This is a genomic window from Stutzerimonas xanthomarina DSM 18231 (assembly GCF_900129835.1).
GTDB classification, from domain to species: Bacteria; Pseudomonadota; Gammaproteobacteria; order Pseudomonadales; family Pseudomonadaceae; genus Stutzerimonas; species Stutzerimonas xanthomarina.
The window spans coordinates 336,362-351,655 of the sequence record NZ_FQXA01000002.1 but is presented as its reverse complement, the minus strand read 5'-3'; the positions used below and the strand labels follow the sequence as shown (position 1 = coordinate 351,655).

Annotated in this window: 16 protein-coding genes and 1 pseudogene; 11 read left to right on the top strand and 6 right to left on the bottom strand. The window is 59.4% G+C overall.

Annotation, left to right across the window (positions count from 1 at the left end):
• Positions 1–4 precede the first annotated feature (4 nt).
• From exaA to BUE09_RS05910, 4 genes are all read left to right on the top strand, one after another.
• On the top strand, positions 5–1,864 hold the full coding sequence (gene exaA, locus BUE09_RS05925) for a quinoprotein ethanol dehydrogenase (protein ID WP_073299776.1): 1,860 nt from the start codon (positions 5–7) through the stop codon (positions 1,862–1,864).
• Between the two features lie 145 nt (positions 1,865–2,009).
• Positions 2,010–2,660: a pentapeptide repeat-containing protein gene (locus BUE09_RS05920; protein WP_073299775.1), complete on the top strand. Its 651-nt coding sequence runs from the start codon at positions 2,010–2,012 to the stop codon at positions 2,658–2,660.
• Between the two features lie 106 nt (positions 2,661–2,766).
• Entirely contained in the window at positions 2,767–3,411 is a 645-nt protein-coding gene (locus BUE09_RS05915) for a 3'-5' exonuclease (RefSeq protein WP_073299774.1), read from the top strand.
• Positions 3,412–3,514: 103 nt separating this feature from the next.
• Positions 3,515–4,057 carry a DUF421 domain-containing protein gene (locus BUE09_RS05910; protein WP_073299773.1) on the top strand — a complete coding sequence of 181 codons (543 nt, stop codon included), beginning with the start codon at positions 3,515–3,517 and terminating at the stop codon, positions 4,055–4,057.
• Positions 4,058–4,384: 327 nt separating this feature from the next.
• Here the strand turns inward: BUE09_RS05910 and BUE09_RS20835 are convergent.
• Both BUE09_RS20835 and BUE09_RS20450 read right to left on the bottom strand, forming a co-directional pair.
• Positions 4,385–4,669: pseudogene (locus BUE09_RS20835) on the bottom strand (hypothetical protein); the annotation flags it as partial.
• A 63-nt stretch (positions 4,670–4,732) separates the two neighbouring features.
• Positions 4,733–5,023 (bottom strand): hypothetical protein, encoded by a 291-nt coding sequence (locus BUE09_RS20450; RefSeq protein ID WP_197675229.1) that lies wholly within the window; start codon positions 5,021–5,023, stop codon positions 4,733–4,735.
• Between the two features lie 275 nt (positions 5,024–5,298).
• Between BUE09_RS20450 and BUE09_RS05895 the strand changes: the two genes are divergently transcribed.
• Complete coding sequence (locus tag BUE09_RS05895; protein ID WP_341864711.1) at positions 5,299–6,936, top strand: histidine kinase N-terminal 7TM domain-containing diguanylate cyclase; 1,638 nt, start codon at positions 5,299–5,301, stop codon at positions 6,934–6,936.
• Here BUE09_RS05895 and BUE09_RS05890 read toward each other — a convergent pair.
• The 4 genes from BUE09_RS05890 to BUE09_RS05875 all read right to left on the bottom strand — a co-directional run bounded on the left by BUE09_RS05890 (position 6,911) and on the right by BUE09_RS05875 (position 9,810).
• On the bottom strand, positions 6,911–7,228 hold the full coding sequence (locus BUE09_RS05890) for an EthD family reductase (protein ID WP_073299769.1): 318 nt from the start codon (positions 7,226–7,228) through the stop codon (positions 6,911–6,913). The genes BUE09_RS05895 and BUE09_RS05890 overlap by 26 nt on opposite strands.
• A gap of 190 nt (positions 7,229–7,418) precedes the next feature.
• Positions 7,419–8,072 (bottom strand): response regulator, encoded by a 654-nt coding sequence (locus BUE09_RS05885; RefSeq protein ID WP_073299768.1) that lies wholly within the window; start codon positions 8,070–8,072, stop codon positions 7,419–7,421.
• Complete coding sequence (locus BUE09_RS05880) at positions 8,053–9,336, bottom strand: sensor histidine kinase (protein ID WP_073299767.1); 1,284 nt, start codon at positions 9,334–9,336, stop codon at positions 8,053–8,055. The genes BUE09_RS05885 and BUE09_RS05880 overlap by 20 nt, the downstream gene beginning before the upstream one ends.
• A gap of 36 nt (positions 9,337–9,372) precedes the next feature.
• A complete protein-coding gene (locus BUE09_RS05875; RefSeq protein WP_019339031.1) occupies positions 9,373–9,810 on the bottom strand; it encodes a cupredoxin domain-containing protein in 438 nt (145 codons plus the stop codon).
• Between the two features lie 152 nt (positions 9,811–9,962).
• On the opposite strand from BUE09_RS05875, the gene BUE09_RS05870 reads away from it, so the two are divergent.
• From BUE09_RS05870 to BUE09_RS05845, 6 genes are all read left to right on the top strand, one after another.
• The gene (locus BUE09_RS05870) at positions 9,963–11,156 is read left to right on the top strand and encodes an ABC transporter substrate-binding protein (RefSeq protein WP_073299766.1); all 1,194 of its coding nucleotides are present in this window, start codon (positions 9,963–9,965) and stop codon (positions 11,154–11,156) included.
• Positions 11,153–11,632 (top strand): tetratricopeptide repeat protein, encoded by a 480-nt coding sequence (locus BUE09_RS05865; protein ID WP_073299765.1) that lies wholly within the window; start codon positions 11,153–11,155, stop codon positions 11,630–11,632. The genes BUE09_RS05870 and BUE09_RS05865 overlap by 4 nt, the downstream gene beginning before the upstream one ends.
• A gap of 43 nt (positions 11,633–11,675) precedes the next feature.
• Positions 11,676–12,647 (top strand): YVTN family beta-propeller repeat protein, encoded by a 972-nt coding sequence (locus tag BUE09_RS05860; RefSeq protein ID WP_073299764.1) that lies wholly within the window; start codon positions 11,676–11,678, stop codon positions 12,645–12,647.
• A complete protein-coding gene (locus BUE09_RS05855; RefSeq protein WP_073299763.1) occupies positions 12,644–13,372 on the top strand; it encodes an ABC transporter ATP-binding protein in 729 nt (242 codons plus the stop codon). Before BUE09_RS05860 ends, BUE09_RS05855 begins: the two co-directional genes overlap by 4 nt.
• Before the next feature lie 55 nt (positions 13,373–13,427).
• Positions 13,428–14,219: an ABC transporter permease gene (locus BUE09_RS05850; RefSeq protein WP_073299762.1), complete on the top strand. Its 792-nt coding sequence runs from the start codon at positions 13,428–13,430 to the stop codon at positions 14,217–14,219.
• A gap of 332 nt (positions 14,220–14,551) precedes the next feature.
• Positions 14,552–15,217 (top strand): response regulator transcription factor, encoded by a 666-nt coding sequence (locus BUE09_RS05845; RefSeq protein WP_073299761.1) that lies wholly within the window; start codon positions 14,552–14,554, stop codon positions 15,215–15,217.
• Positions 15,218–15,294 lie beyond the last annotated feature (77 nt).

Below are 15,294 nucleotides of genomic sequence, written 5' to 3'. Positions count from 1 at the left end.
AACCATGACAACAACAGCCCCCCTGGGCAGCAAACGCCCCCTCGCCATAGCCGTTCTGATTGGCGGTCTCTCACTCAGCGGCTTGGCAGACGCCAAGACCGTCACCTGGGACGACATCGCCAACGACCATCTTTCGACCGACAACGTATTGCAGTACGGCCTGGGCACCAATGCCCAGCGCTGGAGCCCGCTGAATCAGGTGAATGATGAAAACGTCTTCAAATTGACGCCAGCCTGGTCCTTTTCCTTTGGTGACGAGAAGCAGCGGGGACAGGAATCCCAGGCCATCGTGCATGACGGTGTGATCTATGTGACAGGTTCTTACTCGCGCGTGTTCGCGCTCGATTCGCGCACAGGCAAACGGCTTTGGAGCTACGCACACCGGTTGCCTGCGGATATCCGACCCTGCTGTGACGTCGTCAACCGAGGTGCGGCGATTTATGGTGACAAGATCTACTTCGGCACGCTGGATGCGCAGGTAGTCGCGCTGAACAAGGACACCGGCAAGGTCGTCTGGAAGAAGAAGTTCGGTGATCACGGCGCGGGCTACACTATGACCGGCGCACCAACCCTGATCAAGGATCAGAAAAGCGGCAAGGTGCTGTTGATTCATGGCAGCTCCGGCGACGAATTTGGCGTTGTCGGCAAGCTGTTCGCCCGCGATCCAGATACCGGCGAGGAGGTCTGGATGCGTCCCTTCGTCGAGGGCCATGTGGGTCGACTCAACGGCAAAGACAGCACACCGACCGGGGACGTCAAGGCGCCCTCCTGGCCTGATGACCCCAGTTCACCCACCGGCAAGAAAGAGGCCTGGAGCCAGGGTGGCGGCGCGCCTTGGCAGAGTGCGAGCTTCGATGCCGAGACCAACACCATCATCGTTGGTGCGGGAAACCCCGCGCCCTGGAACGGTTGGGCGCGCACCGCTGATGGCGGAGAGCCGAAAGACTACGACAGCCTCTATACCTCTGGGCAAGTCGGTGTCGATGCCACCACCGGGGAAGTAAAGTGGTTCTATCAGCACACGCCCAACGATGCCTGGGATTTCTCCGGAAACAACGAGCTGGTGCTGTTCGATTACAAAGACAAGGATGGAAAAACCGTCAAGGCGACGGCCCACGCCGATCGCAATGGCTTCTTCTACGTGGTCGATCGCGAAGATGGCAAGCTGCAGAATGCGTTTCCGTTCGTCGACAACATTACCTGGGCCAGCCACATCGACCTGAAGACCGGACGACCCGTCGAGAACGAAGGCCAGCGTCCACCGATGCCCGAGCCAGGCGAAGCGCGTGGCAAGTCAGTAGAAGTTTCGCCGCCATTTCTCGGCGGCAAAAACTGGAATCCCATGGCGTACAGCCAGGACACCGGACTGTTCTACGTCCCGGCCAACCATTGGAAAGAGGACTACTGGACCGAAGAGGTCAGCTACAAGAAGGGTAATGCCTATCTCGGTCAGGGCTTTCGCATCAAGCGCATGTACGACGATCACGTCGGCATTCTTCGCGCCATGGATCCCACCACGGGCAAGGTCGCTTGGGAACACAAGGAACCGCTGCCGCTCTGGGCGGGTGTGCTTGCCACCCAAGGCAATCTGGTATTCACCGGGACTGGCGACGGCTACCTGAAAGCCTTCAACGCCAAAACCGGCGAAGAGCTGTGGAAATTCCAGACCGGCAGCGGAATCATCGCCCCGCCCATCACCTGGCAGCAGGACGGTGAGCAATTCATCGGAGTGACCGTCGGCTACGGTGGCGCCGTGCCGCTGTGGGGTGGTGACATGGCAGCGCTGACCAAGCCTGTTGCGCAAGGCGGCTCGTTCTGGGTGTTCCGGATCCCGAGCTGGGACAAGCAGACCGCCAAACGCTAAGTAGAGGCTGCGTCGTGATGCGGCGCAGTATCCCGCGTCGGACAGCTGGCGTAGTCAACTCGGTTGAACCGCAAGGGTTGGCGCTCTCCGGTTCACCGACCCGTCACGCGTCGGCTCTTCTTTCCCCTTCAAATACGGAACTGCCATGAACCCGACTCTTCTTTTGCTGCCCCTTGCATTGCTCGCCAGCACGTCCCTCCTCGCTGATGGCCATCAACCAACAGTCATCAATGGCTGCGTTATCCAGCCGGAAGGCAAGTGCCGCAACGCCGACCTCCGTAACGCCGACCTGAGCAATCAGGACATGCGCAAGATGGACCTGGCCGGTGCCAATCTGTCCGGTGCCAACCTGCGTCACGCCAATCTCGATCTGGCCAATCTGGAAAAGGCAGATCTAACCGGCGCCACCTTCACCCGCGCCAGCCTGCAACAAGCCAACCTGCGGGTGGCTGATCTCACCAATGCGCACCTGGTGGCGATTCAGGGATGGGGCCTGTTCGCTCAGGCCGCTCGCTTCAACGGGGCCAACCTGACCGCCGCAAACCTTGAGTTTGCGCGTTTGAGCGGGGCGAAGATGCAGGGCGCAAATCTAACCGCCGCCAACCTTGAAATGACCTGGCTCAGCAAGGCCGATCTCGCACGCGCAACGCTGACCGACGCGAACCTGCAAGAGGGCAAGTTCAACGATGCCAATCTCGCAGAGGCCACCCTGACCGGGGCACGCCGTCACTATGCAACCTTTCAAGGCACCAATATGGACAGCTGCATCGATTGCCCAATGGATTGGGAGAAGTAAGGGATACGCATCCAGATATGCGTCCGGAACGTTGTGCGCTAGTCTCGCGTGCATCAACGACGCCACTGCAGCCTGTCGTTCAAGTCTGCGCTTGCCGGAACCTCTCATGCCCCTCATCCGCATTCCACAGGTCGTCGAACTGGACGTCCTGCCCCCCTTTGATGGCCTGCAACTCGATCAGATCGTTACGCCCGAAACACCCGAAGCCTTCAGCCAAGCCAGGGACGAGCTTCTCGGTTGGCCTCAGGTCGGCTTCGATACCGAATCCAAACCGACCTTCAAGGTGGGTGAAGTATCGACGGGGCCGCATTTGATTCAGTTTGCCAGCCCCGAGAAAGCCTACCTATTCAAGGTCGGCTCGGATGGCTGCAGTGAAGCCGTCAGCGCAGTGCTCCAGTCAGATCGGGTGTTGAAGGTGGGATTCGGGTTGAGCAGCGACCGCAGTCGATTGCGCAATCGCCTGCATATCGAGATGCGGCACTTCATCGATCTGGGCACAACGCTGCGCTACCAGGGCAAAAAGGGACAAGTCGGACTACGCGGCGCGGTTGCGACCGTATTGGGTATGCGAGTGAGCAAATCGCGCAGCGTATCCACGTCGAACTGGAGCAACCGTTCCCTTACCGATGCGCAGCGGCTGTACGCAGCAAACGATGCCTACGCCGCACTCAGAGTATTCCTTGCTTTAGGCGACGACGCCGAACGCGGTCTGCAAGACCGCATCGTCCCGGCCAAAAGACTGGACAGCTGACAACGTGCTTGGTCGATGCGAAGGAATGCCCTCTTGCTCGCCCTTAACCTGCAACCCATCCATCTTGATGGCGTCTACCAACTGCAGACGCAAAAGGAGACAGATGTGGAAGGCATGTTTTTTCAGCGGCTGGTCGACACTGGTTCGCACCCTGGTCATTGGCATCCTGGCTTATATCAACCTGATCGTACTGTTGCGTATTTCCGGCCGCCGTACGCTCTCCAAGATGAACGCATTCGACCTGATTGTCACGGTAGCCCTAGGGTCGACGTTCGCTACCATTTTGCTGAACCGCGATGTATCGCTCGCCGAAGGCACCCTCGCATTGGCGCTTCTTATCGGATTGCAGTACCTGGTTACCTGGTCCAGTGTAAGGGTCGGTTGGGTACGCAAGCTGGTCACTGGCGAACCGGCACTGCTGCTATATCAAGGGCAGATGCTCAGCAGTGCGATGCGGGTGGCTCGGGTCACTGAAGATGAAGTCTGCTCGGCGATACGCTCCAGCGGTCTTTCAGCGATCAATGAGGTTGAAGCAGTCGTGCTGGAGACCGATGGCAGCTTCAGCGTGACCAAAATAGGTTCAGGCGATAGCCGTTCGAGCCTATCAGGGGTCATGACGCCCGGCCCCCGGGACATTGACCTGTAGGCCATCGGAGCGTTGCGATTGACGCCCCGGCTCGTCAGTCGCGCCGGTAAACGTGATGCCATCCCCAGCCATCTGCTTCCAGTAACGCGCCCAACAACCGACGGCGCTCAGGCGTATTGAGTGATTCTTCCACGCCCGGTTTAAGCGGTATTCCGGCTTCTCTCAGGGATGAGACGTCGATGATTGGCAGCTGGACGGGCCTGTCCACCTGGTCGAGGTACTTGGATCGTTGCATCTCGAGATGGTGGTTCAGCGACCCCTTCGAGTAGGAGCAGCACCTCGTTCAGGCTCGCCACAGCGGGAATCACGTTCTTCTCTGCCTGATTGTTATGGAAACAGCGGATCACCGGATAGGCGTGATGGTTGAGGGTGTGCTCGCCAGCATCTGCCGTATTTCGCTGGCATTGTCATAAAAACGTGAAAAATCAGACCCGTTCCAACTGTTGACCAAGATCTCCTGTGGCGTCCGTCCCATGCTGCTGATGAGCAGACTGAGCTGGTTTTTTTCAGGCTGACAGCCGAAAGTACCGGAACGATGTAGGTGATCGCAGCCGTGATCAAGGTCAGGCCGCAGAACGCCGCTGCACTGGTCAGCACCCGCCAGCCGTCGCCGGATGCTGCGTAGTCGCCTACGCCTAAGGTCGAAAGCGTGAAGCCGGCGTAGTAGAAGGTTTCCTAGGAGTCCGCGGCCGCCTTGGTCGTGCCGTTGATCACCGAGGCCGGGTCCGACGCAAGCATCAAAAACAAGCTAACCCATAGGCAGGCAATCCAGGTCAGCAGGACCAACAGCAGCACGCACTGGCCTGCATACTCAAGCAGCTTCGCTTCCTCTCGCCGACCCGCTAAGGCGAAGAAAAAACGCCATACGCTTTTGGAGACGGTATTGGTGATAGTCCCGCCACCTCGCGTCGACAGCGTGGTTTTGGTGATATCTGTTGCCGTGATCAGGAAAAGCAGGATTCCCAAGACTAGAAAAACCATAGGGCGGACGTATTGCTCCCGTCATCAAAGATTCAACGTGTTCGAAGAACCTGGCCTTTGTAAGTTCACCCCGGTTGCCTGCGGACTGTTAGAGCGCGAATGGCCAAGCACAAGGCCACTACAAGGATTCATGTCAGGTATTCCGCTTTCAGGTATCTTCGCCGCTCAAAATGCGCATTGACGTACGTATCGACTTGTCAGAGGACGGCCCGATGTCGGCCTGTTTGATTTCAGGCTGGAGTTTTTCAGCCCCCGTGCTGATGACTCTGCTGGTTGGCCTCGGCGTCGCGTTATTGGCTCGCTGGCTTCGCCATCAGCAGCAATTCGCCGGCAGTTCCGCTTTCAGCCTGATGCACCTGGCGATCCTCTGGTGGCTCGGCGTTGCCGCGCTGGAAATGAGCGTGCACCAGCAGAGTTGTAAGATGTTCTGGGCAGGCATGGCCTGGCCCGCCATTCTCGGCGTGCCGACGTTCTGGTCGGTGTTTCTCTGGCAGTACGTCAACAGCGTCCGTAGCCCGCTTAAGCCGCTCGCCGTGACGGGATTGATGGTGATGCCTGCACTGTTCTGGCTGCTGGCGCTGAGCAACCCCTGGCATTTTCTGTTCTACGGTTCGGCCAGCGCGCCAATCTCATCGGAACCCAACGCGCCGATCGTCTACCAGCATGGCCCATTGTTCTATCTGGCCGCGGCTTACGGCTATCCCTTCATGATTTTCTGCATTGGTATCACGCTACGTGCAGTGGCGCTCAGCAGCGGCCTGCACCGACGGCACTATCTGGTTTTCCTGATACTGACCACGATTCCCTGGGCCGCCAATATCAGCTACGTCGCTTTTGGCTGGACCCTGTTCGGCTTCGACCCAACGCCGTTCAGCTTCGCATTGACCGTAGCGGGTTTCGGCTGGTTGATCAGCGGGCTGCGTCTGTTCGATCTGTTGCCGGTGGCACGCCATCTGCTGCTCGATGCGCTGATGGACCCGGTGTTAGTGATCGACCCACAACGCCGCGTGATCGAGGCCAACCCGTCCGCACTCGGCATGGCGAACCTGAAAAAGGGCTGGCATGGCTGCGCATTGGCGCAATGGCCTCATATCGGCAGTACGTTGGACGGCATGGTGCAGCAGGCGGAACTTGGTGACACACCGCAGCTGATAAGCGTCGAGACACGGCAACAGCATTTCGAAGTACGTGTCCGCGCGATTTGTCGCTCGACGCGCGAAGGAACGGTGACCCTTGGGCAAATGCTTTACCTGCGTGATATCACCGAATTTCAACGCAGCCAGCAGCAGCTGGCCGAAGCGCTGGCATTGAGCGAACAGCAGTTGGCGACCATTTCCAGCCTTCACAAAACCCTGCAGGACCAGGCACTTCGCGATCCACTGACCGACCTCTACAACCGTCGTTATCTGGAAGAATTCTTTGCCCGCGAGGCAGCCCGAGCACAGCGTGATGATGCGCCTATCGCATTGGCGATGGTCGACCTGGATCATTTCAAGCGGCTGAACGACACCCATGGTCACGCAGTTGGCGATGATGCGTTGAAAGCTGTGGCTGCATTTCTGTTGGACGGATTGCGCACCACCGATGCGGTCTTTCGTATCGGAGGTGAGGAATTTTTGCTGATACTGCCGTCTACTCAGCCGGCCGAAGCCTTGGGAAAGCTGGCGCATCTCTGCGAACGGTTCGCGGATCAACCGTTGGAGACGCGTGCCGGCCTGCTGCACCTGACCATGTCGATCGGCGTCGTGCATTTTCCCTCACAAGCCAGTGACCTGGACGGCCTCATGCAGCAGGCTGACCGACAGCTGTATTTGGCCAAAGACTGCGGACGCAACCGGGTCATGGCGATGCCCGGTACCGTCCAAGCAACTGTCAGTGCCCTACCACTACCTCGCTGATCTGCCGGGCAGGCGTTAGGTCGGTGTAATTGGCAATGTCCGCAACGATCTCCTCGGCATGAGGAGCAATACCGGCCTGGAAGGTTTCCAGCGACTCGCTGAAAATGTGACACATCGCGATATATGGCGCCGGCTCGTCAGGAGTGCGCCCGCAGATGGCCTTATCGATCGTGTAGTAAAGACAGGCATCGCCCATACGGGCCTTGAGCAACGGCAGGTGCGTGTCGCGATAGTAGTCGTGATCGAACCTCGCACCTGGGGTATTGGGATACATCACGCTGACTTTGATCATGCTCAATTGCCTCTATCAAGGGTTGGACTTACGCCCGCTTGCCACCGTTACGGGAATAGCATCGACGATCAGACACGATGCCGCGATGCCCGAGCTCTGACAGCCCGCGAGCGCCGAGGTTTTTACAATCGCATTGTCAGGCAGCGCCGTTACCAGCGAAGGCGGTGCGAGCCAAACGTAGCAGACCGAGCTAACTGGCTGCCCGATCACCTACCCGCACAATACCGGCATCGATGGCCAGATGAACCAGCTCGGCATGGGAGCTGACCTGCAGCTTGCTTTTGAGGAGCGTCAGGTAGTTGGACACTGTCTTGCCGCTGATACAAAGCCGCTCGGCGATCAGTCGCGCCGGAGTGCCCTTGGCGAGCATCACGAAGATCTCGAATTCACGCTGAGTCATTCCTTGCAAGCGTGGATCCTGCGCATTGGCCGCCGTCGGGTTGCGTGCCAATTGAGTGGCCAGCGGCTGTTCAATGTAGGCATAACCAGCCAAGGTTCGGCGTACCGCATCCAGCAACACCTCCGGTGACGAACTCTTGGTGATATAGCCGGCGGCTCCGGCATCCAGTGCCTGGCGCACCAAGGGTAGTTCGTCGTGCATGCTGAAGAACAGCACGCGCAGTTGTGGCAGGCGCTGCAACAGGCGCCGGGTGGTTTCGACGCCGCTGATGCCGGGTAGCCCGACATCCATGATGACCAGGCTTGGGGCCGCCTCCAGTGCTTTGGCCAGGGCCTCCTCGCCGTTGCAAGCCTCGACGACCTCAACCTCAGGTAGCAAAGCGCTTAACAGCGCAGCGTAGCCCTGGCGAACCACGGCGTGATCGTCAACGAGAAGGATCTTCATTGGAGCATGACTCCCTGATCGGAATGTCCAAATAAACCACCCAGCCCTGACCTGATCGCCCCGACGCGATCAACCGGCCCTCCAGCGCCCGCGCGCGTTCATGCATCGAACGCAGTCCGATGCCGGGCCGTCCGGATGCGCTGGAACTGCTGCCGTTGTCACGCACGAGCAGCTTCAGTCGACCGCTGGTCATGCGCAGGCGAATGAGCACGAAGCTGGCGCAGGCATGCTTGGCCACGTTTGTGAGAGATTCCTGCAGCAACCGGTACAGCTGTTCTTTCTCGTGCAACGCCAGGCATGGAATGCGCCGGTCGATCTGCACGCGCACCTCGATTCCTTGCGCGCTTTGCCATTGCTCAGCCAACAGGCGTATCGCCTCGGGTAATTCCAAATGATCAAGCATCACGGGATAGAGCTCGCGCGTGAGCCTGCGGAAACCGTCCTGCAACTGTTCGCAGTGATCATCCAGGCTGCGTGCGGTTGCGCTGACCAGTTGCGGCTGGTCTTTTATCGCCTGTAGCAGGCAGGCCTGGGCGCGGATACCGGCCAGGTATTGCCCCAGGTCGTCATGCAGCGCCTGGGCAAGCTGCGTGCGCTCACGCTCCTGCAGCTCCAGTAACGAGCGCGTCAGGTCATCGTTTTCCCGCCGGGTGTACTCCAAGGCGCTGACCATGCGGTTGAAATGCCCGGAGAGCCGCTGTGCCTCCAGCAGGGAATGACTCGGCAGGCGCGTATCGAGACGGCCTTGTGAAACCTGGCCAAAGGCTGCAAGCAACTCGTTCAGCGTGCCCAGCGCCGGCCTGACAGCCCAGCGGATCGCCAGCAGACTCAGCAATAATGCACTGCCGAACCACACCAATAGCTGTAGCAGCGAATCCTCTACCTCCTCGATTTCGTCTCGTGGGTCTACGCTCAATTGCAAGGTCCGGCCTTCAGGCATCTGTACTGTCAGGGGCGCGGGCAACTGGGCGGGATACAACAGGGTCTCGAGCAAGGTGCTTCGCTGTGGGCGGATCTCACGGCTCGGAACGCCCGGGCCTAACCAGCGAACCTGCACATGCCGCAGATGACGCGTCAGCTCAGGTTGGAGAGCAGCGGGATCGCGTTTCGCTATATCGCCGAGATAGCTAAGCACGGCACCCGCCGCAGCCAGTTCACGGCCTACGTCTTGGCTCGCCTGACGCAGCAGTACGGCCAAGCAGACAGCCGCAACCAGGCTAAAAAACAGCGAGACCAGTAGGCTGATACGCCAGAGTGCTGACATGTTCAATGTCCGCTTCAAGAGCAGCAGGTTGCTGTGCTACTTGACCACAAAGCTCCCTTCCATGCCCTTGTTCTGAAGCCCTTTGCAATAGAAAGGGAAACGCCCGGGCTTGATCGGCAGGAAGAAAATTTCCGCCTCGCCCGCTTCTTCGAACTCCAGCTCGACGAGCGTCACGGCTTTGATCTCCACACCGCCGGCCTCGACCTTGCGCAGGAAGATGGCCTGTGAAAACTCAGGAGCCTGAAAAGCACACTCTTTCTGGCCATCGGCGATGACTTTGAGTTGATAGGCGACGCCGGTTTCCAGCTGGTATTCCTTCTGGGAAACCGCGTAATCGCTTTCTTCGGAGCCAAACCTGAGATCGGGCAGCGATTGTGTCCGACGGGTAAGGTCACCGGCGGCAAGCACCTGATCGAAGCCGATCAGGCTGGCGATCAGCAAGAGGTGAAGTGTTAGCGCTTTGAATGGAGGCATGGGGCTTCTCGTTTTTGTTATTGATGGCTTCATCCTAGAGGTGCCTGTCAGGGTCCGGTTTACTACCTTGGTACACAGCAGCTGGTACTTTCTGCATATTTCCCCGCGCCGACAGGGTTCCTATGCTGACCGCAACGCCATAGGAGTCGTCCATGCGCCCTCTTTTGTATCGTACCGGTTGCTTGATCGCCCTTACCTGCTGTGCAGTTTTCGTCAGTACTGCAGGCGCGGCGGGGCCAGAACTCTCGGCGCGCATCGGTTACCTCGGTTACCGCCCGGACCCAGGCCCGCTGCTATCGAATGTGATACCTGAGCCGGTTGACGCGGGCTTGAGCGGCGCCGAGCTGGCCATTACCGACAGCAACAGCACCGGTCGTTTTCTCAAGCACAGCTACACCCTGGACCGCGTCACGGCTGAAACCCCAGAGCAGCTACTGGACGAAGCGCGGCAGCTGCATGATCAGGGTGTGCGCCTGTTTGTGGTGAACGCTCCCGCGTACAGCCTGGAAACGTTGGCCGGGGCCATGCCGGACAGTCTGCTGATCAACGCTGGCAGTCCCGATGATGAGCTGCGAACGTCTCGTTGCCTGGGTAACGTGCTGCATACGCTGCCAAGCCGCAGCATGTTGGCCGACGCGCTGGGGCAGTTCCTCGCCGTGCGCCGCTGGAATCGCTGGCTGTTGATCAGCGGGCCGACTGAAGAGGATCAGGCCTATGCCGAGGCACTCAAGCGTGCCGCCAAGCGCTTCGGCCACAAGATCATCGAGGAAAAGCCCTGGTCCTTCGATAACGACCAACGGCGCACAGCTCAAGCCGACATGCCGCTGTTCACTCAAGCTGGCGAGTACGACGTTGTCGTGGTAGCTGATGAGCGCGGCGACTTCGGCGAATACGTGCCCTACCACACCTGGCTGCCGCGGCCGGTTGCGGGCACACAGGGCCTGACCCCGACCGGCTGGCACAAGACGGTCGAAACCTACGGCGCGGCGCAGCTGCAGAAACGCTTCGAAACCCATGCCAATCGCTGGATGAATGACCGCGACTTTGCCGCCTGGATCGGTGTGCGCAGCCTGGCCACTGCAATCACCAAGCTCGGGACCACGGACCCACTGGCAATCCGCCAAATATTGCTGAGCGAGTCGCTCCCGGTCGATGGGTTCAAGGGTCGCAAGTTGACGTTCCGGCCCTGGAACGGCCAGCTGCGGCAACCAGTTCCGCTGGTGCATCCGCGAGGGCTGGTCAGCAGTTCGCCCCAGGATGGCTTCCTGCACCCCACCAGCGAGCTGGACACCTTGGGCTTCGATCGGCCAGAGAGCCAGTGCCGGCTGAGCGAGGCGACCCGATGAAAGCCATATCTCGCTGCGTCTCCGGTCTGCTTCTTGCCGGCTTGGCACAAACCGCGAGCGCCAGCGAGCTGGGGTATGACGCATACATTGACAGCCCGAAGCGAATCAAATGCATGTACGGCTATGTCACTGCCAAGACCGGAAACTTTGGAGCTGCCAAGCAGATATTCGAAGACTGCATCGCGCGCTGGAACGACGTGTATTCGATGATCTGGCTGGCTCAGATGTATGAATCTGGCTCGGGCGTTCCGGTAGATATGGACAAAGCCGCTGCGCTCATAGAGCTCGGCGCTAATCAGTCAGATGAGGCTAGCTATGTAAGTCTGGCCCGCTACCACTGGGGTACCGCATTAGCCGAAGGGCGCGGCGTAAAAAAAGACCGCAAGGCCGCGCGCATGTGGCTGCGCCGGGCATCCGAAGGCGGGCAGACCGAAGCGGACGAATACCTGCTGCGCATGGAACAGTCGCCAAATTAAATCGCCCGTTGAGCGGTTCACACCAAAACAAGAGAATATTCCAATGACCCGAACACTCCTTGCTGCCGCTGTTTCCTGTGCACTGGCTTGCGCCAGCGCATCCGCCCTCGCCGCCACCGCCTATGTGTCCAACGAGAAGGATGACACCGTCAGCGTGATCGATCTGGATACCCTGGAAACGGTCGAAACGCTTGACGTTGGCCAGCGTCCACGCGGGTTGACGCTGTCGCGCGACAATAAGCTGCTCTACATCTGCGCCAGCGACTCGGACACGGTGCAGGTCATGGACCTGGCGACCCGGAAGATCATCAAACAGCTGCCGTCCGGCGCTGACCCCGAACAGTTCGCGCTGCACCCGAACAACAAGTGGCTGTACATCTCCAACGAGGACGATGCGCTGGTGACGGTGGTCGATGTCGACAACGAAGAGGTGCTCGCACAGATCGATGTCGGCGTCGAGCCTGAAGGCATGGGCGTCAGCCCGGATGGCAAGTGGGCGGTAAATACCAGCGAAACCACCAACATGCTGCACTGGATCGACACCAGTACCAACCAATTGGTGGACAACACCCTGGTCGACCAGCGCCCGCGCCACGTGGAATTCAACAAGGACAGCACGCTGCTCTGGGCCTCGTCGGAAATCGGCGGGACGGTCAGCGTCGTTGACGTTGAGCAGCGGGAGATCATCAAGACGTTGAATTTCAAGATCAAGGGCGTACATCCCGACAAGGTCCAGCCAGTCGGCATCAAACTCAGCTCGGACGGCAAATACGCCTTCGTCGCGCTCGGCCCGGCCAACCACATAGCCGTCGTGGATGCCAAAACCTACGAGGTACTCGACTACCTGCTGGTGGGGCGCCGGGTCTGGCACATGGCATTCAACATCGATGAGAGCCGACTGCTGACCACCAATGGTGTCAGCGGTGATGTTTCGGTGATCGACGTGGACTCGCTCAAGGTGATCAAGTCGATCAAGGTTGGCCGCTATCCCTGGGGCGTGGTGGTAGCACCGTGACCGCCCTGCGGGTAGAGGGCGTCAGCTTTGCCTACGGTAAACGTCAGGCATTACATGACGTGAGCTTCAACACGGCAGCGGGTGGCTTCACCGCCCTGCTCGGCCCCAACGGCGCAGGCAAATCGACGCTGATCGCGTTGCTGACGCGCCTCTATGACTTGCAGCAGGGCGACATTCAGGTGGCTGGCTTCAGTCTGCGTCGCCAGCCGCGCGAAGCCTTGCGGCGGCTTGGGGTGGTCTTCCAGCAAAGCACGCTGGACCTGGATCTCAGTGTCGAGCAGAACCTGCGCTATCACGCCGCCCTGCATGGCATGCCGCGCAAGGTCGCCAATGACCGCATCGAAGTCGAGCTGGATCGCCAGCAACTGGGCGAGCGCCGCAAGAGCAAGGTGCGCGAACTCAATGGCGGTCATCGCCGAAGAGTGGAAATTGCCCGTGCCCTCCTCCACAAGCCAAGCCTGCTGCTGCTTGATGAAGCCAGTGCGGGGCTCGATCCCGCTAGCCGCCAGAACCTCAACGATCACGTGAGATCCCTCTGCGATGAGCAAGGCATGAGTGTGCTCTGGACCACCCACCTGCTGGACGAGGTGCAGGCAAGTGACGAACTGATCATCCTCAACCGCGGAAACCTGGTCGCGCAGGGTCGAGCCGATACGCTGGCTGCCGCAGATGGCAGTCTCCAGCAGACCTTTGCCCGGCTCACGCGTAACGCGGTGCCAGCGTGATGCGCTCCAGCCATGCTATACGCCCCAGGCCACGTCCAACTCAGGAATCCTCGCCATGACGCCCTATTGGGAATGCCTGCGAGCCATCGTGTTTCGCGAGTGGCTGCGCTTCGTTCAGCAGCGCTCGCGGTTCTTCAGCGCCCTGGTGCGACCGCTGCTCTGGCTGGTGGTGTTCGCTGCCGGATTTCGCGCCGCTCTGGGCATCGCCATCATCGAACCCTACGAGACCTATATCACCTACGAAACCTGGATCGTGCCGGGCCTGGCCTGCATGATCCTGCTGTTCAACGGCATGCAGGGCTCGCTCTCCATGGTGTACGACCGCGAGATGGGCAGCATGCGCGTACTGCTGACCAGCCCTCTGCCGCGCAGCTTCCTGCTGGCGAGCAAGCTGCTGGCAACTGCGCTGATCTCGCTGCTGCAGGTCTATGCGTTTCTTTTAATCGCCTGGTTGTATGGCGTACAGCCGCCTGCGGCAGGCCTGCTGACGGCTCTGCCAGCGCTGTTGCTAGTAGCGTTGCTGCTCAGTGCCCTGGGATTGCTGTTATCCAACGGCATCAGGCAGCTGGAAAACTTTGCCGGGGTGATGAATTTCGTCATCTTCCCGATGTTTTTCCTGTCATCGGCGCTCTATCCGCTGTGGAAAATGCGCGAAGCCAGTGAGTGGCTGTTCTGGATCTGCTCGTTCAATCCCTTTACCTACGCCGTGGAGTTGGTTCGCTATGCGCTGTATGAACGTCTCAATCCGCTGGCGCTGGCGGTTTGCTTCGGCCTGACACTGTTGTTCAGTCTGCTTGCAGTGCTCAGCTTCAATCCGCAGCACGCTGCGCTACGACGGTCTACCTGAGCAGTTCACTACTACTTTGGTGCTGGTTTTCCTGTCGATTGTAGGATTTCAAACTGCGGCACTTTGCCCTGTAATGTGGCCGACTGAAGTACTGGAAAACAGGACATGCCAGAGCCCACCAGGCTTTGTAGCAAATCCAGACGCTATGGAGTCCAAACCCACGACTGTTTCCCCATGGTTTTCTTTCGCAGGACTGGGCAAGCTTGTCGGTGAACAGAACCTGATCGAATAGGCGCCGCACACAGGCTGCCATTGGTCGCTCGAAGCCGCGCACAACGAAGGTCTTCTTCCGATCTACCCCACCATAATCAGAACAATGAAGGTGACCGGCCATGTACAAGATACTGATCGCTGACGACCACCCGCTTTTTCGCGAAGCTATCCATAACGTCATCCAGGATGGCTTCCCCGGCAGCGAGATCCTCGAAACCGCCGACCTCGACAGCGCGTTGGCGATGACGCTGGAGAATGACGATCTCGATCTGGTGCTGCTCGACCTGAACATGCCCGGCATGCACGGCCTTAACGGGCTGATCAACATGCGCAATGAGGCGCCAACCATTCCCGTGGTGATCGTCTCGGCCGAACAGGACAAGCAGGTCGTGCTGCAGGCCATCACCTATGGCGCCTGCGGTTTCATCACCAAGTCTTCGCCACGCGCGCAGATGACCGATGCGATCGAGCAGATCCTCAACGGCAATGTTTACTTGCCCTCGGACATCATCCGCAGCCAGAAAGCCACCACCCGCCGCGCCCAGCACAACGAACAAAGCATCCCGCCCGAGCTGTTGCAGGCACTGACCCGCAAGCAGCTGCTGGTGCTTGAACGCATGACCAAGGGCGAGTCCAACAAGCAGATCGCCTACAACCTCGACATCGCCGAAACCACAGTCAAGGCCCATGTCTCGGCCATCCTGCGCAAGCTCAACGTGCACAACCGGGTGCAAGCCATCCTCTCGGCGGGAGACATCGACTTCACGGCTTATCTGCGCAGGTGATCAGCCATAACCAACGCTGTCACGCACGCCCCAGCAGCAGGCTAAAAATCCCTTGTAGGAGCCAGCTTGCTGGCGAT